At 71.9% G+C, this 26,615-nt stretch carries 20 protein-coding genes and 1 pseudogene; 12 read left to right on the top strand and 9 right to left on the bottom strand.

All coding sequences use genetic code 11. The features are described 5' to 3' along the window. The first annotated feature begins 187 nt into the window (after positions 1–187). Positions 188–631 carry an SRPBCC family protein gene (locus ACIBAG_RS25380; RefSeq protein WP_399107796.1) on the top strand — a complete coding sequence of 148 codons (444 nt, stop codon included), beginning with the start codon at positions 188–190 and terminating at the stop codon, positions 629–631. Between the two features lie 29 nt (positions 632–660). Next, the gene (locus ACIBAG_RS25375) at positions 661–1,965 is read left to right on the top strand and encodes a lanthionine synthetase LanC family protein (protein WP_399107795.1); all 1,305 of its coding nucleotides are present in this window, start codon (positions 661–663) and stop codon (positions 1,963–1,965) included. On the opposite strand, the gene ACIBAG_RS25370 is transcribed toward ACIBAG_RS25375, so the two are convergent. The 5 genes from ACIBAG_RS25370 to ACIBAG_RS25350 all read right to left on the bottom strand — a co-directional run bounded on the left by ACIBAG_RS25370 (position 1,908) and on the right by ACIBAG_RS25350 (position 8,717). Continuing rightward, complete coding sequence (locus ACIBAG_RS25370) at positions 1,908–3,068, bottom strand: XdhC family protein (RefSeq protein WP_399107794.1); 1,161 nt, start codon at positions 3,066–3,068, stop codon at positions 1,908–1,910. The genes ACIBAG_RS25375 and ACIBAG_RS25370 overlap by 58 nt on opposite strands. Before the next feature lie 48 nt (positions 3,069–3,116). Beyond that, positions 3,117–4,577, bottom strand: coding sequence for an NCS2 family permease (locus ACIBAG_RS25365; protein WP_399107792.1), 1,461 nt, complete (start codon positions 4,575–4,577; stop codon positions 3,117–3,119). 263 nt (positions 4,578–4,840) lie between these two features. Next, positions 4,841–7,225 (bottom strand): xanthine dehydrogenase family protein molybdopterin-binding subunit, encoded by a 2,385-nt coding sequence (locus ACIBAG_RS25360; protein WP_399107791.1) that lies wholly within the window; start codon positions 7,223–7,225, stop codon positions 4,841–4,843. Positions 7,226–7,230: 5 nt separating this feature from the next. Beyond that, positions 7,231–7,824: a (2Fe-2S)-binding protein gene (locus tag ACIBAG_RS25355; protein ID WP_399107789.1), complete on the bottom strand. Its 594-nt coding sequence runs from the start codon at positions 7,822–7,824 to the stop codon at positions 7,231–7,233. After that, positions 7,824–8,717: an FAD binding domain-containing protein gene (locus ACIBAG_RS25350; RefSeq protein ID WP_399107788.1), complete on the bottom strand. Its 894-nt coding sequence runs from the start codon at positions 8,715–8,717 to the stop codon at positions 7,824–7,826. The genes ACIBAG_RS25355 and ACIBAG_RS25350 overlap by 1 nt, the downstream gene beginning before the upstream one ends. Before the next feature lie 377 nt (positions 8,718–9,094). Here ACIBAG_RS25350 and ACIBAG_RS25345 point away from each other — a divergent pair, with 377 nt between their 5' ends. The 5 genes and pseudogenes from ACIBAG_RS25345 (at position 9,095) to ACIBAG_RS25325 (ending at position 16,236) form a co-directional block, all read left to right on the top strand. Next, on the top strand, positions 9,095–10,768 hold the full coding sequence (locus ACIBAG_RS25345) for a PucR family transcriptional regulator (RefSeq protein WP_399107787.1): 1,674 nt from the start codon (positions 9,095–9,097) through the stop codon (positions 10,766–10,768). A gap of 124 nt (positions 10,769–10,892) precedes the next feature. Beyond that, positions 10,893–11,936, top strand: coding sequence for a trypsin-like peptidase domain-containing protein (locus ACIBAG_RS25340; protein ID WP_399107786.1), 1,044 nt, complete (start codon positions 10,893–10,895; stop codon positions 11,934–11,936). After that, positions 11,818–12,237, top strand: a pseudogene (locus tag ACIBAG_RS25335) (hypothetical protein); the annotation flags it as partial. The gene ACIBAG_RS25340 and the pseudogene ACIBAG_RS25335, both read left to right, overlap by 119 nt. Positions 12,238–15,024: 2,787 nt before the next feature. Then, on the top strand, positions 15,025–15,297 hold the full coding sequence (locus ACIBAG_RS25330; RefSeq protein WP_399108303.1) for an acyl carrier protein: 273 nt from the start codon (positions 15,025–15,027) through the stop codon (positions 15,295–15,297). Positions 15,298–15,447: 150 nt separating this feature from the next. Then, positions 15,448–16,236 (top strand): hypothetical protein, encoded by a 789-nt coding sequence (locus tag ACIBAG_RS25325; protein ID WP_399107785.1) that lies wholly within the window; start codon positions 15,448–15,450, stop codon positions 16,234–16,236. A gap of 165 nt (positions 16,237–16,401) precedes the next feature. Here the strand turns inward: ACIBAG_RS25325 and ACIBAG_RS25320 are convergent, their stop codons facing one another. Continuing rightward, entirely contained in the window at positions 16,402–17,148 is a 747-nt protein-coding gene (locus ACIBAG_RS25320) for a GntR family transcriptional regulator (RefSeq protein ID WP_399107784.1), read from the bottom strand. Between the two features lie 415 nt (positions 17,149–17,563). On the opposite strand from ACIBAG_RS25320, the gene ACIBAG_RS25315 reads away from it, so the two are divergent. Continuing rightward, positions 17,564–18,415: a (2Fe-2S)-binding protein gene (locus ACIBAG_RS25315; protein WP_399107783.1), complete on the top strand. Its 852-nt coding sequence runs from the start codon at positions 17,564–17,566 to the stop codon at positions 18,413–18,415. Between the two features lie 303 nt (positions 18,416–18,718). Further along, positions 18,719–19,762, top strand: a complete 1,044-nt coding sequence (locus ACIBAG_RS25310; RefSeq protein WP_399107782.1) for a DUF2637 domain-containing protein — start codon at positions 18,719–18,721, stop codon at positions 19,760–19,762. Positions 19,763–19,891: 129 nt separating this feature from the next. Here the strand turns inward: ACIBAG_RS25310 and ACIBAG_RS25305 are convergent, their stop codons facing one another. Continuing rightward, the gene (locus tag ACIBAG_RS25305) at positions 19,892–20,374 is read right to left on the bottom strand and encodes an ATP-binding protein (protein WP_399107781.1); all 483 of its coding nucleotides are present in this window, start codon (positions 20,372–20,374) and stop codon (positions 19,892–19,894) included. 602 nt (positions 20,375–20,976) lie between these two features. Continuing rightward, positions 20,977–21,594, bottom strand: a complete 618-nt coding sequence (locus ACIBAG_RS25300) for a hypothetical protein (protein ID WP_399107780.1) — start codon at positions 21,592–21,594, stop codon at positions 20,977–20,979. Between the two features lie 254 nt (positions 21,595–21,848). On the opposite strand from ACIBAG_RS25300, the gene ACIBAG_RS25295 reads away from it, so the two are divergent. Then, on the top strand, positions 21,849–23,147 hold the full coding sequence (locus ACIBAG_RS25295; RefSeq protein ID WP_399107779.1) for a helix-turn-helix domain-containing protein: 1,299 nt from the start codon (positions 21,849–21,851) through the stop codon (positions 23,145–23,147). A 15-nt stretch (positions 23,148–23,162) separates the two neighbouring features. On the opposite strand, the gene ACIBAG_RS25290 is transcribed toward ACIBAG_RS25295, so the two are convergent. After that, complete coding sequence (locus tag ACIBAG_RS25290) at positions 23,163–24,464, bottom strand: PP2C family serine/threonine-protein phosphatase (protein ID WP_399107778.1); 1,302 nt, start codon at positions 24,462–24,464, stop codon at positions 23,163–23,165. A gap of 552 nt (positions 24,465–25,016) precedes the next feature. Here ACIBAG_RS25290 and ACIBAG_RS25285 point away from each other — a divergent pair. Both ACIBAG_RS25285 and ACIBAG_RS25280 read left to right on the top strand, forming a co-directional pair. After that, positions 25,017–26,006: a helix-turn-helix transcriptional regulator gene (locus tag ACIBAG_RS25285; RefSeq protein WP_399107777.1), complete on the top strand. Its 990-nt coding sequence runs from the start codon at positions 25,017–25,019 to the stop codon at positions 26,004–26,006. A gap of 107 nt (positions 26,007–26,113) precedes the next feature. Then, positions 26,114–26,596 (top strand): DUF456 domain-containing protein, encoded by a 483-nt coding sequence (locus ACIBAG_RS25280; RefSeq protein ID WP_399107776.1) that lies wholly within the window; start codon positions 26,114–26,116, stop codon positions 26,594–26,596. The last annotated feature ends 19 nt before the right edge of the window (positions 26,597–26,615 follow it).

Genomic DNA, 26,615 nt, shown 5'->3' with positions numbered 1-26,615 from the left:
CTGCTGCGGCGGGGCGTGGTGGGGGCTTATCTCCCCGCCGTGGCCGCTGGGTGGGGCGCCGCCGCTCCGGGGGGGGGGGGGGGGGGCGCGGGCGGGGGGGGGGCGGGCCGCCCCCCCCCCACGACCCGTATACGACCGCGCCCTGACCAGGCCGGATCCCACAGGACCGTTCCGTAAGATCGCGTCCGTGGCGAACTTCCTCCTCGAACGCACGGTTCCGCTCTCCCTCACGGAGGCGTGGCGACGCCTGACGGAGTGGCCCCGCCACGCCGACGTCGTCCCCCTGACCGGCGTCCGCGTCACACCCCCGGCACCGACCCGGGTGGGCACCGTCTTCGTCGCCCGCTCCGGCCTGGGCCCGCTGTCCTTCGACGACCCGATGGAGGTGACGGTGTGGCAGCCGCCGGGCGACGACGACACACCCGGCCGGTGCCGGCTGGAGAAGCGGGGCCGCGTGATCACGGGCTGGGCCGAGATCGAGGTCCGGCCCGGGCCGGGCGGACGGGCACGTGTGGTGTGGCGGGAGGAGCTGCGGGTGCGGTTCGTGCCGGGGGTCCTGGACGGTGTGGTGGAGCGTACGGCTCGGTATGTGTTCGGTCGGGCGGTGAACCGGCTGCTGCGGCGGCCGTGACGGGTGTCGGGCGGGTCGACGGGGAGGGCATGGTGACTGTGGCGGTGGAGTCGAGCGAGGTCGAGGCACTCGCGGCGGACGGCCTGCGCTGGATGGTCTCCGGTGCGCGGGAGACGGGGCACGGTGGGCTCGGGTGGCCCGTCAGGCCCTCGGACGACGAAGTCGACCCCATGCTCTACAACGGTACGGCCGGGATCGTGCCGGTGCTGTTGGAGGCGTGGCGGCACTTCGGGGACGACCCGTATGCCGATCTGGCGCTGCGCGCCGCGCGTTCCCTGGTCGACGTGGTCGACGAGTTCCCGGACGACTCGCTCTACTTCGGGCTCACCGGCATCGCGCTCGTCCTGCGGACCGTCCATCGCGAACTCGGGTACCCGGACGGCGACCTGGCCGCCGGTCGCGCCCTCGACGGGGTGCGGTCACGGTTCGACGGGACGCGCTGGAGCGAGCTGTTCGAGCTGATGGGCGGCAACGCGGGGATCGGTCTTGGCGCGTTGGCGGCGGACGACGCCGAGCTGGCCGTACGGGCGCTGGAGCCGTACACGCGGACGGCCGAGACGACAGCGGCGGGTGTCACGTGGGAGTTCCGGCGCGGCATCGAGTCGCGGCTGCACCACATGTCGCACGGCACGCTCGGGATCGCGTACGCGCTGGCCGCCGTCGGGTCGGCCACCGGCCGCGCGGATCTCGTCGAGCTGGGGCGGGCCGGGGTCGCGGACGTCGTGGCGCGCGACGAGGGCGGACCCGACGGTTTCCTCGTGCCGCACTCCGACCCGCAGTACGGCTCCGGGCAGATCGCGCGCCACAGCTACGGCTGGTGTCACGGTCCGGCCGGTGACGCCCATGTGTTCCGGCTGCTGCGGGACATCACCTCCGAGCCCGCCTGGTCGGCCCTCGCCGACCGCTGCTGGCACACGGTCACGCACTGTGGTCTGCCCCGCCGGCTGCGCCCCGGCTTCTGGGACAACAACGGCCGCTGCTGCGGCACCGCGGGCGTCCTGGCCCTGGCCTGCGACCGGATCGCCGAGCAGGGGGACTCCCCCGAGTTCGCGAACGTCCTCGTCGCCGACATCGCCGCCCACGCCACCCGGGACACCGACGGCGCCCGCTGGTCCAACGTCGAGCACCGCGCCACCCCGAGCGACCTGGAACCGGAGACCGGGTGGGCCATGGGCAACGCGGGGATCGTCCGCGAGCTCCTGCGGTACGTCAGGATCGGCCGGGGCGGCGATCCGGCGTACGCCTTCGCCTGGCCCGACCAGCCGGTGCCGCGGGTTCAGGCCACCGATCCGATCCGCCCCGCCGGCGAGGACGACGTGGACGTCGCGTCGTGATGGATCGGCGTGTGCGCGCCCGTCAGTGAGACGCCGCTGCCGCCACGCCGGTCGGCGACGATCTCGGAAGCGATCGACAGGGCCGTCTCCTCGGGCGTACGGGCGCCGAGGTCCAGGCCGATCGGGGACCGCAGCCGGGCCAACTCCAGTTCGGTGACGCCGACTTCTCTCAGGCGTTCGTTCCGGTCCAGGTGGGTTCGGCGGGAGCCCATCGCGCCGATGTACGCCACCGGCAGCCGCAGCGCCAGCCGGAGCAGGGGCACGTCGAACTTGGCGTCGTGGGTGAGCACGCACAGGACGGTCCGCGCGTCCACCTCCGTGCGCTCCAGGTACTTGTGCGGCCACTCGACGACGATCTCGTCGGCCTCCGGGAAGCGGGCCCTCGTCGCGAAGACCGGGCGGGCGTCGCACACGGTCACGTGGTAGTTCAGGAACTTGCCGATCCGCACCAGCGCCGAGGCGAATTCGATCGCGCCGAAGACGATCATCCGGGGCGGCGGGACCGAGGACTCGACCAGCACCGTGAGCGGGGCTCCGCAGCGCGAGCCCTGTTCGCCGATCTCCAGGGTGCCGGTGCGGCCGGCGTCCAGGAACGCGCCCGCCTCCGCCGCGACCGTGCGGTCCAGTTCGGGGTGGGCGCCGAAGCCGCCGTCGTAGGAACCGTCGGGACGCACGAGCAGCGCGAGCCCCAGCAGTTCCCGTGGCCCGGACACCACCCGAGCGACCGCCGCCGCCTCCCTGCCCGCGGCCGCCCGCAGCGCGGTCGCGAGCACCGGGCGGGCCGGGTCCCCGGCCCGGACCGGCGTGACCAGGATGTCGATGACGCCCCCGCAGGTCAGACCGACCGCGAAGGCGTCCTCGTCGCTGTAGCCGAAGCGCTCCAGGACGGTCTCGCCGTCCTGGAGCGCCTGTCGGCACAGCTCGTACACCGCGCCCTCCACACAGCCACCGGAGACCGAGCCGATCGCCGTGCCGTCCGCGTCCACCCCGAGGGCGGCGCCGGGCCGGCGGGGTGCGCTGCCGGCGACGGCCACCACGGTGGCCACGGCGAAGTCGCGTCCCCGCTCGACCCAGCCGTGCAGCTCTTCGGCGATGTCCAGCATCTGTCGGCCTCCTTGAAGCGGTCGTGTGGAGGGCGCTTCACGCGGTGACTAGTGCACGCCCATCCAGCTCTCAATGGGATTGAGGGCGAAAAAGACCAGGAAGATGCCTGTCAGGGCCCACATGAACGCCCCGATCTCCCGTGCCTTGCCCTGAGCGAGCTTGATGGCGACGTACGAGATGACACCGGCCGCGACGCCCGCGGTGATCGAGTACGTGAACGGCATGATCACCACGGTGAGGAACACCGGGATCGCGGTGGCCCGGTCGGCCCAGTCCACGTGCCGCGCGTTCATCATCATCATGGCGCCGATGACCACCAGCGCGGCCGCCGCGACCTCGCCCGGCACGATGGCCGTGAGCGGCGTGAAGAACAGACAGGCCGCGAAGAACAGGCCGGTGACGACCGAGGAGAGGCCCGTGCGGGCACCCTCGCCCACGCCGGTCGCCGACTCGACGAACACCGTCTGGCCGGACGCGCCGGACACACCGCCGATCGCGCCGCCCGCGCCGTCGATGAACAGCGCCTTGGACAGGCCCGGCATCCGGCCCTTGTCGTCGGCGAGCTTGGCCTCGGTGCCGACGCCGATGATCGTCGCCATCGCGTCGAAGAACCCGGCGAGCACGAGCGTGAACACGATCATGCCGACGGTCATCGCGCCGACCTCGCCCCAACCGCCGAACTCTACGTCGCCGAAGATGGAGAAGTCCGGCATGGAGACGGCGCTGCCGTGCAGTTCGGGAGCGACGCCGCCCGCCCACTGCTTGGGGTCGATGGCGCCGGCCGCGTTGAGGACGGCGGCGACCACGGTGCCGCCGATGATGCCGATCAGGATCGCGCCGGGGATGCCGCGCGCCTGGAGCATGAAGATCGCGAGGAGGGTGATCGCGAAGAGCAGGACCGGCCAGCCGGCCAGTTCGCCGGTCGGGCCGAGGCTGAGCGGGGTCGCCTTGCCCGGGTGCACGAACCCGGCCTTCACCAGGCCGATCAGCGCCACGAACATGCCGATCCCCATGGTGATCGCGTGCTTCAGCGCGAGCGGGATCGCGTTCATGATCATCTCGCGCAGGCCGGTGACGACCAGCAGCATGATGACGACGCCGTACATCACACACATGCCCATGGCCTGCGGCCAGGTCATCTGCGGGGCGACCTGCGAGGCGAGCACGCCCGAGACGGACAGGCCGGCTGCCAGGGCGAGCGGCACCTTGCCGAAGAAGCCCATCAGCAGCGTGGTGAAGGCCGCCGCGAACGCGGTCGCGGTGATGAGCGCCTTCTGCGCGAGGGTGTCCCCCGCCGCGTCCTTGCCGGACAGGATCAGAGGGTTGAGCAGGAGGATGTACGCCATCGCCATGAAGGTGGTGATGCCGCCGCGCACCTCACGCGCGACCGTGGATCCTCTGTGGGATATGTGGAAGTACCGGTCGAGCCACGACCTGCCGGCGGCGACGCGGGTGCCTTCGCCCGCGTCTTCGGCAGTGGTCGTGGGCTCCAGTGACTGCTGGGTCATGTGGGCCTACTCCCAAGGTTCAAAGGGGCACCCGCATCGACCACCCTGACGGTCGATCAACCACGTGCGCGGCTGCGGGATTTGGGAAAGTGCTTCGGCCGCACGACCCGGGGGACGGCCCGAGACGAACGAACAGGATCTGCATTGCTGGTACTTGCTGGTTCTCCGGCCACCACGAGCGGTGCGGCAACAGGAGTACTCCGGGCGGCGCGGCGGAGTGTGTGACGTTCCCACACACCGCCCGGAGGGCTTTACGGGATTCCTTACGCCGTGCCGGTGAGGTGCTCCGGCCGTACCGGCGTCCGGTTCAGCTCCAGCCCGGTCGCGTCCCGGATCGCCGCGAGGACGGCCGGGGTCGACGACAGGGTGGGGGCCTCGCCGACGCCGCGCAGCCCGTACGGGGCGTGGTCGTCGGCGAGTTCGAGCACGTCGACGGGGATGGTCGGCGTGTCGAGGATCGTGGGGATGAGGTAGTCGGTGAAGGAGGGGTTCTTCACCTTCGCCGTCCTGGGGTCGACGACGATCTCCTCCATGACCGCCATACCGAGACCCTGGGTCGTACCACCCTGGATCTGGCCGATGACGGACAGCGGGTTGAGCGCCTTGCCGACGTCCTGGGCGCAGGCCAGCTCGATCACCTTCACCAGGCCGAGCTCGGTGTCGACCTCGACGACGGCGCGGTGCGCGGCGAAGGAGTACTGGACGTGGCCGTTGCCCTGGCCGGTGCGCAGGTCGAAGGCCTCGGTCGGCCGGTGCCGCCATTCGGCCTCGACCTCTACGGCCTCGCCCGCCAGGACGTCCACCAGGTCGGCGAGGACCTCGCCGCCGTCGGTGACGACCTTGCCGCCCTCCAGGAGCAGCTCGGCCGTGGCCCAGGCCGGGTGGTAGGAGCCGAACTTGCGGCGCCCGATCTCCAGGACCTTCTCGCGGACCAGCTCGCAGGAGTTCTTGACGGCGCCGCCGGTGACGTACGTCTGCCGCGACGCGGACGTCGAGCCGGCGCTGCCCACCTGCGTGTCCGCCGGGTGGATGGTCACCTGGGTGACGCCCAGCTCGCTGCGGGCGATCTGCGCGTGGACGGTGACGCCGCCCTGGCCGACCTCCGCCATGGCCGTGTGCACGGTGGCGACGGGCTCACCCGCGAGGACCTCCATGCGCACCTTGGCGGTGGAGTAGTCGTCGAAGCCCTCGGAGAAGCCGACGTTCTTGATGCCGACCGCGTAGCCGACACCGCGTACGACGCCTTCGCCGTGCGTGGTGTTGGACAGACCGCCGGGTAGCTGCCGTACGTCCGCGCCCTCGCTGGACTCCCACTGGCGCTCCGGCGGCATCGGCATCGCCTTGACGCGGCGCAGGAGTTCGGCGACCGGTGCCGGGGAGTCGACGGGCTGCCCGGTCGGCATGATGGTGCCCTGTTCCATGGCGTTGAGCCGCCGGAACTCCACCGGGTCCATGCCGAGCTTCTTCGCCAGCTTGTCCATCTGCGCCTCGTAGGCGAAGCACGCCTGGACCGCGCCGAAGCCGCGCATGGCGCCGCAGGGCGGGTTGTTGGTGTAGAGGGCGATGGCCTCGATGTCGACGTCGTCGACCACGTACGGGCCGATCGACAGCGAGGAGGCGTTGCCGACGACCGCCGGGGAGGCGGAGGCGTACGCTCCGCCGTCCAGCACGATGCGGCACTTCACGTGGGTGAGCTTGCCGTCCTTCGTGGCGCCGTGCTCGTAGTGGAGCTTGGCGGGGTGGCGGTGGACGTGCCCGAAGAAGGACTCGAAGCGGTTGTAGACGATTTTGACGGGCTTGCCCGTACGCAGCGCCAGCAGGCAGGCGTGGATCTGCATCGACAGGTCCTCGCGACCGCCGAAGGCACCGCCGACGCCGGACAGCGTCATGCGCACCTTCTTCTCGGGCAGGCCGAGGACGGGCGCGATCTGGCGCAGGTCGGAGTGCAGCCACTGGGTGGCGATGTAGAGGTGGACGCCGCCGTCCTCGTCCGGCACGGCGAGGCCGGACTCCGGGCCGAGGAATGCCTGGTCCTGCATGCCGAAGGTGTACTCGCCCTTGACGATGAAGTCGGCCTTCCTCGCGGCCGCTTCGGCGTCGCCGCGGAGGATCGGCTGGCGGTGCACGATGTTCGGGTGCGGGACGTGGCGGGCGTGGTGGTCGTCGCGGTTCTCGTGGACGAGGATCGCGTCCGGGGCGAGGGCGGAGGCCTCGTCGGTGACGACCGGCAGCTCGCGGTACTCGACCTTGATCTTCGCGGCGGCTCGGCGGGCCGTCTCCGGATGGTCGGCGGCGACGATCGCGACCGGCTCACCGTGATGGCGCACCTTGCCGTGCGCGAGAACCGGGGTGTCCTGGATCTCCAGGCCGTAGTTCTTCACGTCGGTCGGCAGGTCGTCGTACGTCATGACGGCGTAGACGCCCGCCGTGGCGAGGGCCTCGCTCGTGTCGATGGACACGATCTCGGCGTGCGCGACCGGGGAGCGCAGGATCTGGCCCCAGAGCATGTCCTCGTGCCACATGTCGGACGAGTACGCGAACTCGCCGGTGACCTTGAGGGTGCCGTCCGGGCGGAGGGTGGACTCGCCGATGCCGCCCTTGGTCCGGGAGCCCTGCGTGATCTTCGTGGGAGCGCCGTTGGTAGGCATGCCGCTCAGACCGCCTCTCCCTGCCGGGCGGCCGCGAGGCGGACCGCGTCCATGATCTTCTCGTAGCCGGTGCAGCGGCACAGGTTGCCCGACAGCGCCTCGCGGATGTCCGCGTCGGTCGGGTTGGGGTTCTTCTCCAGCATCTCGTCGGCGGCGACCAGCAGCCCCGGCGTGCAGAAGCCGCACTGGACGGCGCCGGCGTCGATGAACGCCTGCTGGATCGGGGAGAGCTCGGTGCCTTCGCCGGTCTGCGAGTCCTGTCCCTCGGCCGCCCATCGCTGGGCGTCCTGGAGCGACGTACCGGACGTACCGCAGGCTCCGGTCGCGCAACCGCCTTGCTCCGCACGCTGCTTGGCGTAGTCCGCGAGCCCCTCGACGGTCACGACCTCACGGCCCTCGACCTGACCGGCCGCGACCAGGCACGCACACACCGGCACACCATCCAGCCGGACGGTGCACGAGCCGCACTCGCCCTGCTCACAGGCGTTCTTCGACCCCGGCAGACCGAGCCGCTCGCGCAGCACGTACAGCAGGCTCTCGCCCTCCCAGACGTCGTCGGCTTCCTGCGGACGTCCGTTGACCGTGAAGTTCACGCGCATCAGGCGGCTCCCTCCGTGCCGGCGGCGGTGCCGCGGTACGACTCCCAGGTCCAGGTCAGCGTGCGGCGGGCCATGATGCCGACCGCGTGCCGGCGGTAGCTCGCCGTGCCCCGGACGTCGTCGATCGGGTTGCAGGCGGCGGAGCACAGGTCCGCGAACTGCTTGGCGACCGACGGGGTGATGATCTTGCCGTTGTCCCAGAAGCCGCCCTCTTCGAGCGCCGCGTTCAGGAACTCCTCGGCGGTCTCGGCCCGGACCGGCGTGGGGGCGGCCGAGCCGATGCCCGTACGGACGGTCCGCGTCTCGGGGTGCAGCGCGAGACCGAAGGCGCACACCGCGATGACCATGGCGTTGCGGGTGCCGACCTTGGAGAACTGCTGCGGCCCGGCGGCCTTCTTGATGTGTACGGCCCTGATGAGCTCGTCGGCGGCGAGCGCGTTGCGCTTCACGCCGGTGTAGAACTCGTCGATCGGGATGAGGCGGGTGCCGCGCTCGGCCGACTCGGCCTCGACCTCGGCGCCGGCCGCCAGGAGGGCGGGGTGCGCGTCGCCGGCCGGGGAGGCGGTGCCGAGGTTGCCGCCGACGCCGCCGCGGTTGCGGATCTGCGGGGAGGCCACGGTGTGCGAGGCCAGGGCGAGGCCCGGCAGCTCGGCGCGCAGGTGCTCCATGATCATGGTGTACGGGACGGAGGCGCCGAGCCGCACGCTGTTCTCGCCGACCTCCCACTCGTAGAGGTCGGCGACGCGGTTCAGGTCGAGCAGGTACTCGGGCCGGCGGTGGTCGAAGTTGATCTCGACCATGACGTCGGTGCCACCCGCAATCGGCACAGCGGTGGGGTGCTCGGCCTTCGCGGCGAGCGCCTCCTCCCAGCTGGCGGGGCGCAGGAAGTCCATGACCGGCTCTCTTCTTCGTCTCGCGGCGTCGTACGGTTTGAGCCAGATCCGGTGCGGCGGGCCCGGCTCGTTCATGTGCTGTTAACGCGCATTGACGTCAGTACACAGCGCCGTGCTCCACGAGGGTCAGTCACGGAAACCATGAAGGAGTTGGCTGGCCAGGGCGGTCATCTTGTAGATTCATATGAACGGAGGACATCAGAAACCTCCCCGTTTTTCCGTGGAAACGTGAGACACACCCCTTGTGACCAGGGGCACCGCCGGGACACGGCCCCGGTGGACGCCGGTCACCACTCACCGGCCCTCGAACGGGCCGCTCACCACATGACCTTCTGGATCCATCGTAGATTTCGAGACAAAGAACGGCGGCGACGAGAATGCGGCTGCGCGCACTGCTGGACACCGACGCGCTGGGCCTCAAGCTGCTCGGCGGCGAGGACGAGCTGGACCGCACCGTGCGCGGTGTGATGACCACCGACCTCAGGGACCCCAGCCGCTATCTCTCGGGCGGTGAGCTGGTCCTGACCGGGCTGGCGTGGCGGAGGAACGCCGCGGACTCCGATCCTTTCGTCCACCTCCTCGTGCAGAACGGCGTCGTGGCCCTGGCGGCGGGCGAGGCGGAGCTGGGGGACGTGCCGGAGGACCTGGTGGTGGCCTGCGCCCGGCACCGGCTTCCGCTGTTCGCCGTGCACGAGTCGGTGGCGTTCGCGACGATCACCGAGCATGTCGTACGGCAGGTGAGCGGCGAGCGGGCCGGGGACCTCGCGGCCGTCGTCGACCGGCACCGCCGGATGATGACGTCGGGCCCGGCGGGCGGCGGCCCGGACGTGGTCCTCGACCTGCTCGGCTCGGACCTGGACCTGCGGGCATGGGTGCTGTCGCCGACGGGGCGGCTGATCGCGGATCCGAAGGTCGCGGGCCCGGCGCTGCCCGCCGACGTGTGCGCGAGGCTGGCGGCGGAGCACCTGTCGGCCACCCGCACCGGCCGCCGCGGCCCGCACCGGCTGACCCTCGGCACCACGACGTACTCCCTCTTCCCGATCCGCAGCAGCGGCCGCTCCCCGCAGGCCTCGCGGGACGTGCGCGAGACGGTGCTGTCGGACTGGCTGCTGGCCGTGGAGGCGGATGCGAGCGACTGGCCCGAGGAGCGCCTGGACCTCCTCCAGGGCGTCACCCAGCTGATCGCCGTGGAACGCGACCGGCGCGACGCGGCACGCACGGTCCGCCGCCGCCTCGCACAGGAGGTCCTCGAACTGGTCCAGACGGGCGCGGCCCCCGCCGAGATCGCCGCGCGCCTGCGGGTGGCGGCCCCGGTGCTGCTGCCCGGCCTGGGCTCGGCCCCGCACTGGCAGGTGGTCGTGGCCCGCGTCGAATGGGACGGCGGGGAGATCGAGGCGGGCCCCATCGCCCAGTCCCTGCTGGAGGAAGTCCTGGTCGACCCACTGGCGACCGGCCCGGAACCCTCCGACCGCATCGCCGTGGCCCACACGGGCGAGGAGGCCATCGCGCTGGTCCCGCTGCCCGCCGTCTCCACGGAGCACGACGGCTCGGAGGCCGGCATCCTCGCCGACGCCCTCCTCGACTCGATCCGGGACCCGCTGTCTGCGGGCCTGGACGACGACGGCCGGGTCACCCTGGGCGTGAGCGCGGCGGTGCACTCGGCGGAGGGCCTGCGCGGCGCGCTGGAGGAGGCCCGCCACGCCCGCCGGGTGGCGGCGGCCCGCACCGGCCGGGTCTGCGCGGCCGGCCACCAGGAACTGGCGTCGCACGTCCTGCTGCTCCCCTTCGTCCCGGACGACGTACGCCGGGCCTTCACCGCGCGACTGCTCGACCCGCTCCGCGACTACGACCGCCGCCACCGTGCCGAACTGATCCCCACCCTGGAGGCCTTCCTGGAGTGCGACGGCTCCTGGACCCGCTGCGCCACCCGCCTCCACCTGCACGTCAACACGTTGCGCTACCGAGTGGGCAGGATCGAGCAGTTGACGAGTCGGGACCTCTCCCGACTGGAGGACAAGCTGGACTTCTTCCTGGCGCTCCGCATGAGCTGACACCCGCCAGGCTCTCCGCCCACCGTCTCACCGGCCCGAGTGCGCGCATAACGGACGCCTGACGGCTCGCCTGCTGGCACCATGGGTGCACTCCGGCGCGAGCCGAGTCACGGGGGAGGGTCCGATGGTCGAACTGACGGTGGACGAACGACAGCGGATCGTCACGCTCCTGGCGTCCCTGTCCGTGCTCACCACGGAGTCCGGCCGTGCCGAGATGCTCAATCTCGCCGGACTCGACGAGCTGGTCCCCCACATCGACGTCACCGGTCCCCCGCTCGTGGCGGCCAGCCGCATCGTCACCCATCTGTCGGCGTACGGCCGGATCTCCCGCGACCAGGAGGCGCTCGGCCGCTTCCTCAACCTGGTCGCCACCCTCGTCGGCCGGGAGCAACAGGACTTCATCGCCGCCCTGTTGCTCAAGCACCACATGATGGTGCCGGTCTCCCCGGCTCGCCCGGTCACCGCGTGGCGGGGGGCCGACTCCGCCGGAAGCGTCGAAGAGAAGATCATCACCAGCAACACGCTCCGGCCGGTCCACTTCCTGGAGCAGGCCCTGACCGCCGCCCGGGCCGTGTGCCACATCCATGTGCGCCAGGGCGCCACGGGATGGACCGGCACCGGCTTCCTGGTGGCAGAGGACCTCCTGCTGACCAACGAACATGTGTTGCCGAGCGCGGACCTGCTCGCGGGCACCCGATTCCTGTTCAACTACGAGGACGATCCGCAGGGCCGGCCGCGCCCCGTCGAGACCGCGTACGCCAGCGGCGGATACTTCCTCGCCGACCGGAGCCTCGACTTCGCGCTCGTCGAACTGGCCGACCGCCCCGGCGAACGCTGGGGCCGACTGGCCCTCGCCGCCTCGCCGCCCCTGGTCGGTGAGCGAGTGAACATCATCCAGCACCCTGGCGGGCAGCCCAAGCAGATCGCCCTGCAGAGCAACTTCGTCGAGTACGTCGACGACACCGTGATCCAGTACGTCACGGCCACGCTCCCCGGTTCCTCCGGCTCGCCGGTACTGACCGACGACTGGCGGGTCTGCGCCGTCCACCATGCCGGCGGCAACCTCAAGGAACCCGCCACCGGCAGCCGCTACTTCCGCAACGAGGGCTACCGCACGTGCCGGATTCTCGACCGGCTCCCTTCGGACCTCCGCTCCCGTCTCAACTGATCAGCCGGAGGGCACAGCCATGCACGATCCGCACGCGGGGAGCCTGCGCGGCAGACTGGTCCAGAGCCTTGCCACCCTGCCGGGCATGACCCAGCCGGGCCAGCGGGAGTTCCTCCTGGAGAAGGCCGGGTACGGAGCGCTCATCCGGCATCTCGACGTGCACGGCGGCAGTGCGGTGACCTTCTTCACCTCGCTGATCGGCACGCTGGCGCCGAACGGCCCGGACGTTCTGGCCGACCTCGTCGACAAGCTGGCCCAGGTCGCCACGGCCGGGATCGACCGCAAGCAACAGCTGAACGAGCTGGCCGACGAGATCCGGCAGCTGAGCCCGTCCGGGATCACCGAACTCCTCGCGACCGGCACCGCGTTCGCCACCCTGCGCACCCGTGCCCGCGAGAACACGCTGAAGGAGATCGCCGAGGTCGGATCGAAGTACCTCCGCGAGCTGTACTTCCGCCACGAGGAACTCGAGGAGCGCGTCGAGGAATTCCTCGCCGACGACAGTGTGTGCCTCCTGGTGGTCTCCAAGCCGGGTCGTGGCAAGACCAGCCTGCTGTGCTCGCTGGCCGAGCGCACTCTCGAGGAGTCCGTCGTGCTGCTGATGTCGGCGCGGGTGCCGGTCTCCGAGCCACACGGCCTCCTCGGCCTCATCGCCGGCCGCCTCGGCTACGGCAACGACTGGCCGGGGTGCTTCGCCGACCTGGCCCAGGTCAGCGCTGTGGGCCTACGCCCCCTGCTGCTCCTCGACGCCATCAATGAATCGCCCGCCAAACCGGACGACATGAAGGCGGCCCTCCACGAGCTGCTGCGGCAGGCGGAGATCGCGGGCGTCAAGGTGGTGATCACCTGCCGCACCGACTTCTGGCAGTTCTACCGGACATCGTTCTGGTCGAGCTACGTCCGCCAGCGGACCCTCGCGCCGGTCGGCATCAGGCCGTCGTCCACCCGAGTGGAGGACGTACCGCTGTTCCCCGCAGAGGCTTTCCCGCGCATCGCCGCCGACTACTTCGCAGCGTTCGGCATCAGGGGTGAGCTGCGGGGCGAGGCAGCCGAGCGCTGCCGGCACGCCCTCGTGCTGCGCATCCTGTGCGAGGCCTACCGCGGTCAGGACGTCGGCGTCATCGAGGACTTCCGTCTCTTCAGGCTGTTCAAGCTGTTCTGGGAGCGCAAGGTCGAGCAGGTCGCCGACACCACCTCGCTCAAGGGCCACAGTGCGGTCGCTGAACTCGTGCTCGACGTCGCCCGTCTCATGCGGGAGGCCCGCAGCACGACGGTGCCGCGCAGCGCGGTGGCGGCCCGGCTGCGCTGTGCGTCGGCCGACCTGGACGGCAGCGACTCGCTCTACAGCCGGGTCATCGACGAGGAGATCATCCTCGAGGAGAGCGTCGACGACGAACTGGGCATCCGCAACGTCGTCTTCATCTACGACCGGTTCGCCGAGTACGTCCTCGCGCTCAGCCTCTATGTCGACCACGGCTGGTCTGCGAAGAGCGGTCCTGTCATCGTGTCCGACGCGCTCGCGCTGATGGACCAGGAGGACGGATTCCCCTCCCTGCGCGGGGCGTTGGAGTTTCTCGTCCTGCGGCTGGAGGACCTCAGGCCCGCGGAGCTGGTCCACATCGACGTGGTCCGCGCGATGCTCCGCCGCAACTGGAAGTGGCGGGGCATCGCGACCCTGCTCGCCTTCCAGCTCGACCGCCGCCAGGGTCCTTCCTTCTGGTCCTTCCTGCACGAACTGGCCGGGCACGAGGTCGACTTCGTACGCCGCATCGTCGCCGAGCAGTCCCACCGGATCACGGCGGACGGAGACCCCCAGGGGCTCCGGCTCCTCAACGACCTCCTGTGGGACCCCAACCGCGGCGTGCGGACGGCCGCCCGGCAGGCGTTGCTCCGCCTGCCCGCCGCAGCGGTACCCGAGGAGGTGGAGCTGCTGCTGGCCAGACCGACCGGCGAGGCGGTGACGCTCGCGGCACGGCTGCTGATCGTGGCGCCCGGAGACGACGAGGCAGAGCTGCGCAGGCGCGTCGACTGGCTGACGACCCACGGCAGCGACGCACGGCTGCCCGGCGCGGTGTTGGAGGTCCTGGAGACCGACCGTGGTGTCGCCTACACGGAGCTCCCCTGGCTGGCCAGATGCCGGGAAGCCTTCGGTGCCACGAGGGGTCCGCTCGCGAACGGATACCGTGCGGCGGTCGCTCGACGGCACGAGGAGCGGGTGGCCCAGTTGGAGGAGGACCGGCGCTTCCTGCGGCGGTTGTACGACGGGCTCGGCGACGAGCTGAGAGCGGCCGAGCGGGAACAGCTCGGCGACCCCGTTCACTATCTGGCCAGCCCGACGTTCGAGATCGACGAGAGCGACCGGCCCAGGAGACTGATCGGACGTCGGGAACCGCGCTACAAGCGGGTGCCGTCTCCGGCGGAGACCGTCTGGCGGGAGCTCACGCAGGAGGCCGGCCCGCACGGCAGCCTGATCCGACAGGAGGTGGAACCTAATGGCTGGTTGGGCTGGATGGAGCCGCAGAAGATCGCCGACCTGTGGCAGGCCACCGATCGGGTCATGACGACGCTCCAGGAGCCGGCCGTCCTGCCGGACTCCAGGGAGAGCTGGGTCTCCTTCTGCCGGAATGCGGCCGCCGCGGCCGGCCTGCACATGACGGACTCGGTGGCGGACGCGCTGGCACACCCGGAACAGCTGGCCCTGTGGCTGTGGCACAGCGAGCTGAAGCGACGGGAGCGCAGCGGCAGCATCGGCGCTCTGGTCGCTCGTCTGGAAGGCTTGCCGGTGGACCGGCTGATCGAGGAGCTGAACGCGTACCACCATCACGTGCAGCTTCCCCAACAGCCGCTGGCCGACTGGCTGGAGGCGCTCTGCCGGGTGTTGCGCGACAATCCCACGCTGCCCGCCCAGGTGCTCGCGCCCCTGGTGATCTGGCACGAATCCCAGGACAGCAAGCTGGTCGACGAGGCGCTCGACGAACTGCACTGGCTGGACCCGGACTCGTTCTGGTTCATCGTCCAGTCCCTCCTCAACCACCCGGATCAGCGGGTCATCGGCGTGGCGACACGAGCCGGCGAGCGGGCCGAGCACCTGGGCGAGAGCCACTCCCGCAGCAAGCGGGAGATCCTCGACGGTCTGGCCGACATCGTCAACGAGATCGCGGGCATTCCCACCGAGGACGTCCACATGAGCGCTTCCTTCACGGAGGACCTGGATATCGACTCGCTGTCCATGGTGGAGGTCATCGTCGCGTCCGAGGAGCGCTTCGACGTGCGGATTCCGGACGACGACGTAAGATTTCTGGTCACCGTGCGCGATGCCGTGGACTACATCGCGCGGCACTCCGGGAACACTCGCCCCTGAGCAGGCGCGCCGACACCACTGCCGACAAGTCGCCCCTCCGTCACCCGACTTTGTGAATTCCTTCACCCACCCTCTTGGCCAGGCGCCAGGATTCGTGCTGAGATGCCGCCACCACTCAACAGCTCGATGGCGTGCTCGGGGAGGGCAAAGGTGGCGCATACCGCCATGTCTGGTAACGGAACGACCGCCGGTGACGATCCACTCCAGACCGCGGTATGGCGGCTGCGCTCACGCGCCTGCTGGGCGGACGCGGCGGCCCTGCTCCAGCCGGTCACCGCGCAGGCCGCGCTGCAGCGGGCCGCGCTGCTGGTGGAGCGGTGTCTGTACACCGAGCAGGGCTGGGAGGAGGCCGAGGACGCGCTGCGCACGGCCGAGGCGCTGGCCCACAGTGACGACGAGCGGGGGGCGGCCGCTTGTGAACGCGGGCAACTTGCGTACGCGGCGACCCTGCACTCGGTGCGCGACCGGGCCGACGAGGCGCGGGCGGCGCTGGGGCGGGCGGCGGCGCTGATCCCTCCCGGGGCGGCGGGGCGGGCGACGCTGGACTTCCGGCGGGGGCTGCTGGCGGAGAACCTGGCCCGGTCCCCGCAGGCGGCCCGTGCGGCATACCGTCGCGCACACGCGGGCGCGACGGCCCATGACGATCCTCTCCTCCTCTCCTTCACCTGGCGCCACCTGGCCGGACTCGCGCTGCGCGACGGAGAGTTGGCGGAGGCGCGGCACGGTTTCGCCGAGTCCCTCCGCATCCGCGAGGAGTTGGGCTACCTGGTGGGCACGGCGCCCGCGTTGGCGTCCCTGGCCGACACGGAGACCGAACCTGAGGCGTCACGGCTGCGCGAGGAGGCTCGCCGCTTGTTCTGCCTCCTGGGCGGCGTGCCCACGTGGCTGGCCCGCCAGCTGGCGCCGATGCCGCCCGCGACGGGTGCGGCAACGGCGTAAGCCGACCGCCCGACCGGCCGGCCATGGGGACTGCCGCCCCCAGACCCCCGCTTCGGCCCTGAAGGGGCCTCGTCCTCAAGCGCCGGACGGGCTGAACGATGCGGGCCGGCGCCGAGCGAGGGCCGTTGCCTGGAGAGAAGCGCCCCTGCGGGGGGTGGGTGGGGCTCAACCCGCCCCCGAGAAGTGCTCCCCCACCAACGACCGCACAACCTCCAACTCCCCGGCGATCAACGCATCCAGCAGCGCCACGTGTTCAGCCGCGTCGGCGATGAGGTCGGCGTGACCGCGGCCGGCCGGACGGGCGGGGCCCACCAGGGGCCACTGGGCGCGGCGGTGAAGGTCGTCGGCGATCTGGACCAGTTGCTCGTTGCCGCACAGCGACAGCACCGCACGATGGAAGGTGCGGTCCGCCTCCGCGTACGTCGCCCGGCACCCCGTCGCCGCCGCTCGCACCGTCGCCTCGGCCAACGGCCGCAGTTCCGCCCAGCGCTCGGCAGGCACGCTGCGCGCCAGCCGCAGCATCACCGGCACCTCGATCAGCGCACGGACCTCGGCCAGCTCCGCCAGTTCCCGGGCCCCGCGTTCGACCACCCGGAACCCCCGGTTGGGAACGACCTCCACGGCACCTTCCAAGGCGAGCTGCTGCATCGCCTCACGAACCGGCGTCGCGGAGACCCCGAAGCGTTCGCCGAGCGCGGGTGCCGAGTAGACCTCCCCCGGCGTCAGCTCGCCGGTGACCAGCGCCGTGCGCAGCGCGTCGAGGATCTGCCCCCGTACCGAGGCCCGCTGCACGACCGGCCGCGGCCGCGGGATGGGCTGCTCGCTGTGGGTGTGCTCGCCACGCGCCGCGGCCACCTCGGCGGCCCCCAGCGACCGAGCCTGGCCTCCGTCGGCCCCGGGCCCCGAGCCCACGCCTGCCCCTGCGGCCCCGCCCTGCGGCGGCACCCGCGGCACTCCCGACGCCACACCGGACGGGACACCTGACCGACCCGACCCGGCTTCCGACCCACCGGAGCGCCGGACCTCCGACCCACCCGCCCGGATCTGCGCCCCGCCCGCGCGAGCGTCCGCAGCGGCCGAACCCCCCGAGACGTCCGCGCCCTGCAAGCCCTCCGAGACCCGCGGATTCCCCGTTCCCGCGGAGCCCTGCGCGCTCTGCCTCACGGGTCCTCCTCCGGACGTGTCGGTACTTGGGATCATTAGCGTCATTACGGCGGCTTGTTACTCGCCCGTCAAGCACCTTAGGCGCAGAACTCGACAGTTCAAACCGAAGCGATCATGGGTAAGGTAAGCCTTACCTTTGATGTCGAGCGAATCGGCGGCCCCCATGCCCGTGCCCCCCATGGCCCTCGCAGACGCCTACACCCGTCTCGCCGAGGCCTTCCCGGGGCTCGACATCACCCAGCCGGCCACCGCCGACCAGCTCCCGCGCCACGGCGGCTGGATCCCGGCCACGGCACTCGCGGAGGGCGGCACCGGCCTCGACGCCTTCCTGGCCTGGGACGACGCACAGATACTGCGCGACTACGGACAGCCCGCACGTCCGGACGTCGTCGCCGGCTTCGGCCTGCACCGCTACGCCTGGCCCGCCTGCCTGCTGATCACGGTGCCCTGGTTCCTGCTGCGCCGCGTCCCCCGCTTCCCCGTGACGCACGTCTCGTACGACCGCACGGCCCCCGGCCTCTCCATAGGCCGCCTGGCCGCCCGCCCCGCCGGCTTCGCCTGCCTCCCCGGCGACCCGGCGGCGATCCTGCCCGGCGCCAGGGTCGTACCGGACGAGGAGGCGCTGCGCGCGGAGGTGCGGTCGGCCGTCGCCGAGCACCTCGAGCCCGTCCTCGGCGGTTTCGGGCCGCGGATGCGGCGACGTGGACGCGCCTTGTGGGGCATGGCGACCGACGAGGTCGTCGAGGGTCTGTGGTACGTCGCCCATCTGTTCGGCGACGGCGAGCAGGACCGGGCGCGGCGCGAGCTGGAACTGCTGCTGCCGGGCGCGACGAAGCCGTACGTCGGATCGGCCGCCTTCCGTGAACTGACCGGCCCGAACGGGGAGTCACTGGCCACCCGGGACCGGGCGAGCTGCTGCATGTTCTACACACTGCGCCCCGAGGACACCTGCGCCACCTGCCCGCGCACCTGCGACGCCGATCGGGTCACCAGGCTTCTCGCCGCCGCCGGTTGAGGCCCCCTCAGACTTGGCCGTAACTCGCCGTGCCGTAAGATCACCGCGAGCAGGACACCCGCTTCGGTTACAGGCGTTTCACAAATTCCTCACTCGGCGCAGGAACTTTCCGTGGAACCACCCGTACGGGTAGTCTTGTTCGAACTCAACTCCCGCCCCTCAAGCGGCAGTTCGAGCAGAAAGCCGCCCTGGGCATCCCCTTGCACCTCCTTGGCGGCCTCTTGCCCCGAAACCCCCTGAGGGCCGGTGGGATTGGGCCACTATGGCGGGCGTTACGCCCTATCCCAATGCAAGGGACCCCAGATGAGATTGACCGACATATCGCTGAACTGGCTGCTTCCGGGCGCCGTCCTGCTCCTGGGCCTGCTGGCGGCGATAGCGGTGCTCCGGCGCGGGAAGGCCTCGGGGAAGGACGCGAGCGCGGACGACTCGTGGGAGCGCAGCGAGGAGCGCCGCAGGCGCAAGGAGGCCATATACGGCACCGTCTCCTACGTCCTGCTGTTCTGCTGTGCGGCGGTGGCCGCGGCGCTCTCCTTCCACGGCCTGGTCGGCTTCGGTGAGCAGAACCTCGGGCTCTCCGGCGGCTGGCAGTACCTCGTGCCGTTCGGCCTCGACGGCGCGGCGATGTTCTGCTCCGTCCTCGCCGTCCGCGAGGCCAGCCACGGTGACGCGGCCCTCGGCTCCCGCATACTCGTGTGGACGTTCGCGTTCGCCGCGGCCTGGTTCAACTGGGTGCACGCACCCAGGGGCATCGGCCACGACGGCGCCCCGCACTTCTTCGCCGGCATGTCCCTGTCCGCGGCGGTGCTGTTCGACCGGGCGCTGAAGCAGACCCGCCGGGCCGCCCTGCGCGAGCAGGGCCTGGTGCCGAGGCCCCTTCCGCAGATCCGCATCGTCCGCTGGCTGCGGGCGCCCCGCGAGACCTACAAGGCCTGGTCGCTGATGCTCCTGGAGGGCGTGCGCAGCCTGGACGAGGCGGTCGACGAGGTGCGCGAGGACAAGCGGGCCAAGGACGAGGCCCGACTGCGCCGGCGCGAGCAGCAGCGTATGGAGCGTGCCCAGCTGAAGGCCATCAGCCGGGGTCACCGCGGCTTCGTCGGCCGCGGCGGCGGACGGCACGTGGAGCCGCAGGCGGCCCTGGAGCGCGCCTCGGGCCAGGTCTCCGCGGAGCCTGCCATATCGACGCCGGAGCAACTGCCCGTGCGCTCACGTCCCTCACTGCAGCCCGTCCGCACCGGTTCTGATCCGGTCACCGTCGACCTCACCGCGGAGGACGACACAATGGCGCTGCCGCGACTCGACTCCCTGGAGCGCAAGCTCAAGGATCTCGAGCAGCAGTTCGGCTGAGGCGGGAGGCGGAGAACGCCGCACACCTCTCCTGACGGCAAGGGGCGCGACCCGGGACTCGGGTCGCGCCCCTTGCCGTTGCGCCACGGCACCCGCGCCGCCCCGCGCCGCCTGCGTCGCCGTACGGCTTCACGCGGCACCCGCGTCGAGCTCGAACCACACCGCCTTCCCCACGCCGTGCGCCCGCACGCCCCAGGAGTCCGCGAGGGACTGGACCAGGACCAGGCCCCTGCCGTTCGTACCGTCGTCGGCGTTCGGTACGCGCAGCCTTGGCCGGCGGGCCACGAAGTCCCGCACCTCCACCCGGAGTCCGCCCGGTCCTACGGTCGCCGTCAGGACCGCTTCACGGTCGGTGTGCACGATCGCGTTGGTGACGAGCTCGCTGGTGAGCAGTTCGGCTATGTCCGATCGTCCGGGCCTCCCCCATGTCCGTAACAGCTCGCGCAGCGCCCTGCGTGCCTCCGGTACGGCCCGCAGGTCCGCCCGCCCGAGTCTGCGCCTGAGCTGAGGCGTCTGCGTGTGTTCCCCGGCGTTCGCGGCCCTGTCCTCCACCGTCTCCACCGAGGAGGCCCCGAATGCCGTGGGACCGCCCCGCCGTGCCTGCCTCTTCATGACCCCCGCCTGCGTGCCGATGTCGGTTCCCCTCCTGCTCGAACACGTTCACGGGAACCATTTCCCAGTCGGACCGCCGACAGTCATGTCGAATTGTCAACGACCGGGTGTTCGGCCACGGTTGCGGCGGTCCGGGCCCGGTGGATGAAACCTGGAACGTCACCCACCGGCCGCCCGGGAGTCGCCGGAGGCGACGACCGAACCGTGTCGGCCACCGGCAACGCACGCCGCCGGGCCGGGGGCCGGTTTCCGGCGAGGGGAGGTGAGGCGGTTCATCTGCTTCCGGTCGGGCGGCCGACCAGGGCGGTCCGGCACGGTCACGTGCCGACGGCGACGGCGGCGTCCTGACGGTGGAGGTTCGGTCCGCCCGCCGATTGCGGCCTGCCCATTCCGCCGTAGCCGACGAAGAGCTGTGGCGGCTGGGGCTCGACACGGAGGCGAAGTCCGCGCCGGTTCCCGAGGCTGGCGAAACTGGCCGGAATTCGGTTGTCCGGCCGACCCTCGGCAGTGCGGTGGTACGCCTTGCGAGGGTGCGGGGCCGCCCGCCCGACCCCCGTCCGGGAGGGCGGCCCCGCCGGTGTGGCGGTCCGGTGGCGCGTCGGTCAGTACAGCTTGTTGACGGCGGTGGTGGTCGTCTTCTTGAAGGCCTTCACCGGCGCGCTCGTGAAGTCGCCCATCTGCCCCCACTGCACGACGGTGACGGTGCCGCCGTCCCGGCCGACGGAGAGCAGGTGGATGTCCATGGCGCCCCAGGAGGCTCGGGTGTGCACGCCGTGGACGCGGGCGCCCTCCTCGACCGGCAGGCTGCCGTAGCTCCGGTACTCGGCCTCGATCTCCGGGTCGGCGTCGCTGCGCGCGGCGCAGGACCGGATCTCCTTGTTGAGGCGCGTGGCGAGGGCCTTGGCCTTGGCGCTGTCGCCGACGACGACGTTGAGCTGTTCGGCGCCCGTCTCGAGGTCGGTGCGGAAGGTGCGGTAGCGGGAGTCGTAGGCGAGCAGAGCCTCGCCCAGGCAGCCCTGCATCTCCTCCGGGACGCCGTCGGTGATCTTTCCGGCGGTCCAGGCGGAGGAGGGGTGCGGCGGAAGTTCGGACGCCGACAGGAACTTGGGCGCGGGCGCCTTGGTCGCGGCGCCGGCCGGTGCGGCGGAGAGTGCGGCGCCTGCGGCGAGGCCCGCGACGGCGAGTGCGGTGAGCGCGCCGGCTCGGGTGCGCTTGGGCATGGGTGTCCCCCGTGAGTGAGATGAGAGCGTGAACGATCTGAAGTGGGCCGTCACCGGCGCCGGATGGTCCGTCCGGCCCAGGCCGGTGCGTCAGGCCGTGGTCGGTGCGACACCAAGAGCATCAGCCGTCACAGCCGACGGACGCAAGCGCCGGCGCCCGATCCGCGAGGGTGGAACCATCCCAGCCCTTCTGACGTGCAGGTATATGGAGTGCCTGGGATGCCGTCCCGGGACGCGGAGGACCCGGGGGAACGGTGTCGGAAGTGCGGGACGACGTCCAGGAGTTCGCGGCGCTGCTCCGAAGGCTCAAGGAGCGAACCGACCGCAGCTACGGCCAGTTGGCCCGCCGCCTGAGCATGAACACCTCCACGCTGCACCGCTACTGCGCCGGTGACGCGGTCCCCCTCGACTTCGCGCCCGTGGAACGCTTCGCCGCGCTGTGCCGGGCGACACCGGAGGAGCGGCTGGAGCTGCACCGGCTGTGGCTCCTCGCGGTGGCGGCGCGCCGGCGGGCGCGGACCACAAGTGCCCATGCCGCCACGGCGGACAGCGCGCCCTCGGCTGCGGACGGCTCCCCTTCGCAGCTGCCCGAAGAACCCTCACCGGCCGAGCCGTCCCGCCGCCCCTGGTACCGCCGCCGACGCCTCCTGGTCTCCGCCGCCGTGGCGACGGCGCTCCTCGCCACGCTCGGCAGCCTCTCCGCGCTGCCGGACGACGACCGTCCCCGGGCGAGCGACTCCGTCCAGGGCGTCGACCCGACCGGTACGGCGTCAACGGGCGCTCCCCGCCCGACCTCGACCCCGTCTCCGAAGTCCTCCCGCACGACGCCCTCGCCGCCGGCCGGCACCTCGGACTCGAAGCAGAAGCCCTCGTCGAAGGCCACGACAGACGCCGGCAGCCCTCCGAAGGAAACCGGTCAGGAGCCACCCGCGACCGGCGTCCCCCTCACCTGGAGCGCCGACTCCCATGTCTGGCAGGCGGGCTGCGGCCACGACTACGTCGTCACCAAGTCCCCGCAGCAGGTCCCTCCGCCCCCGCCCCCGCAGGACGCCGCGACCTGGGCGGCGTCGCAGAGCGCGGTGCACGGACGGCAGACGCTGGTGGAGATCAGCGTGCAGGGGCGGACGTCGACGGCCGTCGTCCTGGAGGCGCTCCGGGTGCGCGTCGTGGGCCGTTCGGCGCCCGTCGAGGGCAGCAACTACTCGATGAGCAACGGCTGCGGCGGAGCGCTGACGCCTCGCTACTTCGACGTCGACCTGGACATGGACCGGCCCATCGCCCGCCCCGCCGACGGCAACGACACGGGCACCCCGATCCCGGCGATGAAGCTGCCGTACCGTGTGTCCGCCGAGGACCCGGAGGTGCTGCTGGTCGACGCGCGGACGGAGGGCTGCGACTGCAGCTGGTACCTGGAACTGGACTGGTCCTCGCAGGGCCGCACCGGCACGGTCCGTATCGACGACCACGGCCGCCCGATCCGCACGACGAGCATCAAAGGGCTGCCGAACTACGGGTACGACACCTCGGCCCGCAAGTGGGTGCCGTGGGAGTAGAGGCGCGGGCCGCGGTCACGCCTCCCAGACGGCGGCCGCCGTACGGTCGTCGGCGTAGCCCTTGACCCTGACCTGGGTGTCGGCGAGGAACGCGGCGAGACCGGGCGGTTCGGGGCGGGACCAGCGTCCGGAGAGATGGGCGGCGAGTTCCGGTTCGCCGCGCAGTGGGTCGGCGAGGCCGCCGGTGCACATCAGGAGGGTGTCTCCCGAGCGGGCCACCGAGGCGCGGAAGCGGAAGCGTTCGCGCGGTGGGTCGGGCGCCGGATCGTAAGGGCTCGGCGGTGTGGTGATGCCGAGGTCCATGGTGAGGCGGTCGCCCTCCGGTGTCTCGGCGGGGAGCGAGCCGAAGCCGACGACGGGTTCACCGGTGGCGTCGGTGACGCGCGGCTCGATGTCCTGCCACTCGCCGTCCCGCAGGCGGAAGAGTCCGCCCTCTCCGACGCCGAAGAAGACGCGTGTACGGCAGTCGGGGTCGGCGGGCAGCAGCAGACAGCGCAGGGTCGCCGCGTACTCCTCCGGCTCGATGCCCTGTTCCGCGGCGCTGGCGCGGAGTTTGCCGAGGCTGCGGTCGGTGAGGCGGTGCAGTCCGGACTTCAGCTCACCGCGGCGTGCGGCCCTGAGGTCCTCCGCGAGTTTCGGGTGACTGCGGCCCACGGCCCGGCCGATCCAGTGACAGGCCTCGGCGGCGGCGCGGTGCGCGTTCGGGGTGGCCCGGGCGCCGGTCGCCATCGCCACGAGGATCAGGGCGTGTTCGCCGGTGCCGAAGCGGGCGGTGAGGAGGGAGTCGCGGCGGGGTTCGCCCCGGTAGCGGGCCGAGTCGCCGCGCTGGGAGACGGCGCGCAGGGTGCAGGCGCCGTAGTGCGCGCCGTCCAGGACGGTGTCGGTGACCAGGTCGTCGAGGTCGTCGGGGTCCGCGGGTGGCAGTGCGGTGGGTTCGGCGGCGTAGGTGGGTGGGCCGCTGCCCACGTACTCGCGCGGGGCCGGCGAGAGGGTGGGGACGTCCACGTGGCCGGCCGGGGTGGGCTTGTCGTCGTCGAACGTGGGCGGCGTCGCCCGCTCCCGGGGTGGCGTCTTCACCGTGAATCCCGGAGGCCTCGGCAGTCCGGGCGGGAAGGTCGACGGAACCTCGACGGCATCCGCGCCCACCCGCGGCGACGGGACCGGGGCGCCCTTCCCCGACACCCCGGCAGCTGAGGCGAACCGGTCGTCCAGTGTGTCGGGCGCTGCCGTGGCGCCCGTGTCCTCGGCGGAGTCGCCGTACAGCTGCCCCCACCAGTCGTCCTCGTGACCGGTGGGCCTTCCCCCCTGCTGGCTCATGCCCCCAATTGTCCACCGCACGGGCCGGATGAAAACGGGGCATCCGGAAAATCCGACCCGGTGAGCGGCCCGGAAAGGCCGTTGCCGGGTGAGGAGTTGAACAACCTTGCGACACGAGAGCGGCACAGGTGCGGCGCAGTCGCCGGGCAGCCCCACCCCCCACGGGAGAGCCGCCCGGCGACTGCTGTGTGACCCGGGCCCCGATCCCCTACGCGCGCGTCGGCGCACGTCGCAGGCCCGGGTCACGATCCGGGTGACCGAGGCGCCGTCCGCGCCTCGGTCCGGGTCTCGCCGTCGTCGTACGAGTGGGCGAGCGCGGCCTTGATCACTCCCCGGGCTCGTGGCCCGCGTGGCCGCCGCCCGCCCAGGACGCGAATGCGCAGGCCAAGAGGGCCTAAGTCGGGCAAAGCGGGCGGCGGTTGATGCTGCGGTGGCGACACCTTGGCAGAGTGACAGGTGGTGCGGCGATGATGTGCCGAGGCGGTTTTACGCCGTGGCCGTTTTCCGCCACGGACCGGACACCGGTGTTCGACTTGGGAGGGGCGCGGCCCGATGCTGGGAGCGATTGGTCTCGACGAGACGCACGAGTCGGCGTACCGGGCCCTGGTGTCCGTGGGCGCCGCCGACGTACCGGATCTCGCGCGACGGCTGACTCTCGGCGAGTACGACACCGAGCGCGCCCTGCGCCGGCTGGAGCGGCACGGTCTCGCGGCCCAGTCCTCGGCCCGGCCCGGCCGCTGGGTCGCCGCGCCGCCCGGGGTGGCGCTGGGCGCGCTGCTCACCCAGCAGCGGCACGAGCTGGAGAAGGCGGAGCTGGCGGCCGCGATGCTCGCCGAGGAGTACCGGGCGGGGGCCACCGAACCGGCCGTGCACGACCTGGTCGAGGTGGTGATCGGGGCGGCCGCGGTGGCCCAGCGGTTCCTGCAGCTCCAGCTCGGCGCGAGCACGGAGGTGTGCGCGCTGGTCACCGGCAGTCCCGTCGCCGTCACCGGCCTGGAGAACCACGCGGAGGAGCAGGCCGCCGATCGCGGCGTGCGCTATCGGGTGGTCCTGGAGCGCTCGGTCCTCGACCAGCCGCACGGCATCACGGAGCTGTCCGCAGCGCTCGGGCGCGAGGAGCAGGTGCGGGTCGCGGACCGGGTGCCGACCAAGCTGGTGATCGCCGACCGCACCCTCGCCCTCGTACCGCTCACCTCGCACACCTCGGAGCCGGCCGCACTGGTCGTCCACGCGAGCGGCCTCCTGGAGCTGCTCGCCGGGCTGTTCGAGTCAGTGTGGCGGGAGGCGCTGCCGGTACGCCTCGGCGAGTCCGGCATCACCGAGCAGCAGCCGGACGGGCCCGACGAAACCGACCTGGAGGTGCTCTCCCTGCTGCTGGCCGGCCTGACCGACGCGAGCGTGGCCAAGCAGCTGGACCTGGGCCTGAGGACCGTGCAGCGCCGGGTGAAACGGCTGATGGAGCTGACCGGTGTGACGACCCGGCTGCAACTGGGGTGGCACGCGTACGAGCGGGGCTGGGTCGCCCGGGAGCGGCAGGGGTGACGCCGGTGCACAAGCGGGTGCGGGCAGGTGCACACGAGTGGACCCGGGTGGCCCTGCGGCAACCAAGCTGATCTGCGCTTTCTCCCGGGCTCCGGCACTCTGGTCAGATGGGAGTGTGGGACCTCGTGCTGGTCGGCCTGGTCCTCCTGCTCGGCCTGTGCGGAGTGCTGGTGCCCGGGGTGCCCGGGTCGTGGCTGGTGTGGGCCGGGGTCATGTGGTGGGCGCTGCAGGACCCCCAGCCGGTCGCGTGGTGGGTGCTCGTGGGGGCCACCGTCGCGCTGTTCCTCTCCCAGGTCGTGCGCTGGGCACTCCCGCCCCGCCGACTGCGCCCCAACTGGGCCGGCCGCCGGATGACGGTGTACGCCGGGGCAGGGTCTTGCCTGGGCTTCTTCGTGATCCCCGTGCTCGGCTCGATCCCCGGCTTCATGGCGGGCATCTACCTCGGGGAACGGCTTCGCCTGGGCCGCCACGGCGAGGCGCGGGCCGCGCTGCGCACGGCGATGCGGGCGGGCGGGTCGAGCGTGCTGGCGGAGCTGTTCACCTGCCAGCTGATCGTCGGGGCGTGGGTGGGCGCGGTGATCTGGGGCTGATGCGCCGGGCGGCCGAACC

The sequence above is a fragment of the Streptomyces sp. NPDC051243 genome (genome assembly GCF_044455405.1).
In the GTDB taxonomy this organism is placed as follows: domain Bacteria; phylum Actinomycetota; class Actinomycetes; order Streptomycetales; family Streptomycetaceae; genus Streptomyces.
This window is presented reverse-complemented; position numbering and strand designations above follow the sequence as displayed.

Bases quoted from the DNA above. Each gene is read 5' to 3' on its own strand.
- ACIBAG_RS25375 (WP_399107795.1), top strand. From the start codon at position 661: ATGGTGACTGTGGCGGTGGAGTCGAGCGAGGTCGAGGCACTCGCGGCG.
- ACIBAG_RS25370 (WP_399107794.1), bottom strand. From the start codon at position 3,068: ATGCTGGACATCGCCGAAGAGCTGCACGGCTGGGTCGAGCGGGGACGC.
- ACIBAG_RS25365 (WP_399107792.1), bottom strand. From the start codon at position 4,577: ATGACCCAGCAGTCACTGGAGCCCACGACCACTGCCGAAGACGCGGGC.
- ACIBAG_RS25360 (WP_399107791.1), bottom strand. From the start codon at position 7,225: ATGCCTACCAACGGCGCTCCCACGAAGATCACGCAGGGCTCCCGGACC.
- ACIBAG_RS25355 (WP_399107789.1), bottom strand. From the start codon at position 7,824: ATGCGCGTGAACTTCACGGTCAACGGACGTCCGCAGGAAGCCGACGAC.
- ACIBAG_RS25350 (WP_399107788.1), bottom strand. From the start codon at position 8,717: ATGGACTTCCTGCGCCCCGCCAGCTGGGAGGAGGCGCTCGCCGCGAAG.
- ACIBAG_RS25345 (WP_399107787.1), top strand. From the start codon at position 9,095: ATGCGGCTGCGCGCACTGCTGGACACCGACGCGCTGGGCCTCAAGCTG.
- ACIBAG_RS25340 (WP_399107786.1), top strand. From the start codon at position 10,893: ATGGTCGAACTGACGGTGGACGAACGACAGCGGATCGTCACGCTCCTG.
- ACIBAG_RS25315 (WP_399107783.1), top strand. From the start codon at position 17,564: ATGCCCGTGCCCCCCATGGCCCTCGCAGACGCCTACACCCGTCTCGCC.
- ACIBAG_RS25310 (WP_399107782.1), top strand. From the start codon at position 18,719: ATGAGATTGACCGACATATCGCTGAACTGGCTGCTTCCGGGCGCCGTC.
- ACIBAG_RS25305 (WP_399107781.1), bottom strand. From the start codon at position 20,374: ATGAAGAGGCAGGCACGGCGGGGCGGTCCCACGGCATTCGGGGCCTCC.
- ACIBAG_RS25300 (WP_399107780.1), bottom strand. From the start codon at position 21,594: ATGCCCAAGCGCACCCGAGCCGGCGCGCTCACCGCACTCGCCGTCGCG.
- ACIBAG_RS25290 (WP_399107778.1), bottom strand. From the start codon at position 24,464: ATGAGCCAGCAGGGGGGAAGGCCCACCGGTCACGAGGACGACTGGTGG.
- ACIBAG_RS25285 (WP_399107777.1), top strand. From the start codon at position 25,017: ATGCTGGGAGCGATTGGTCTCGACGAGACGCACGAGTCGGCGTACCGG.
- ACIBAG_RS25280 (WP_399107776.1), top strand. From the start codon at position 26,114: ATGGGAGTGTGGGACCTCGTGCTGGTCGGCCTGGTCCTCCTGCTCGGC.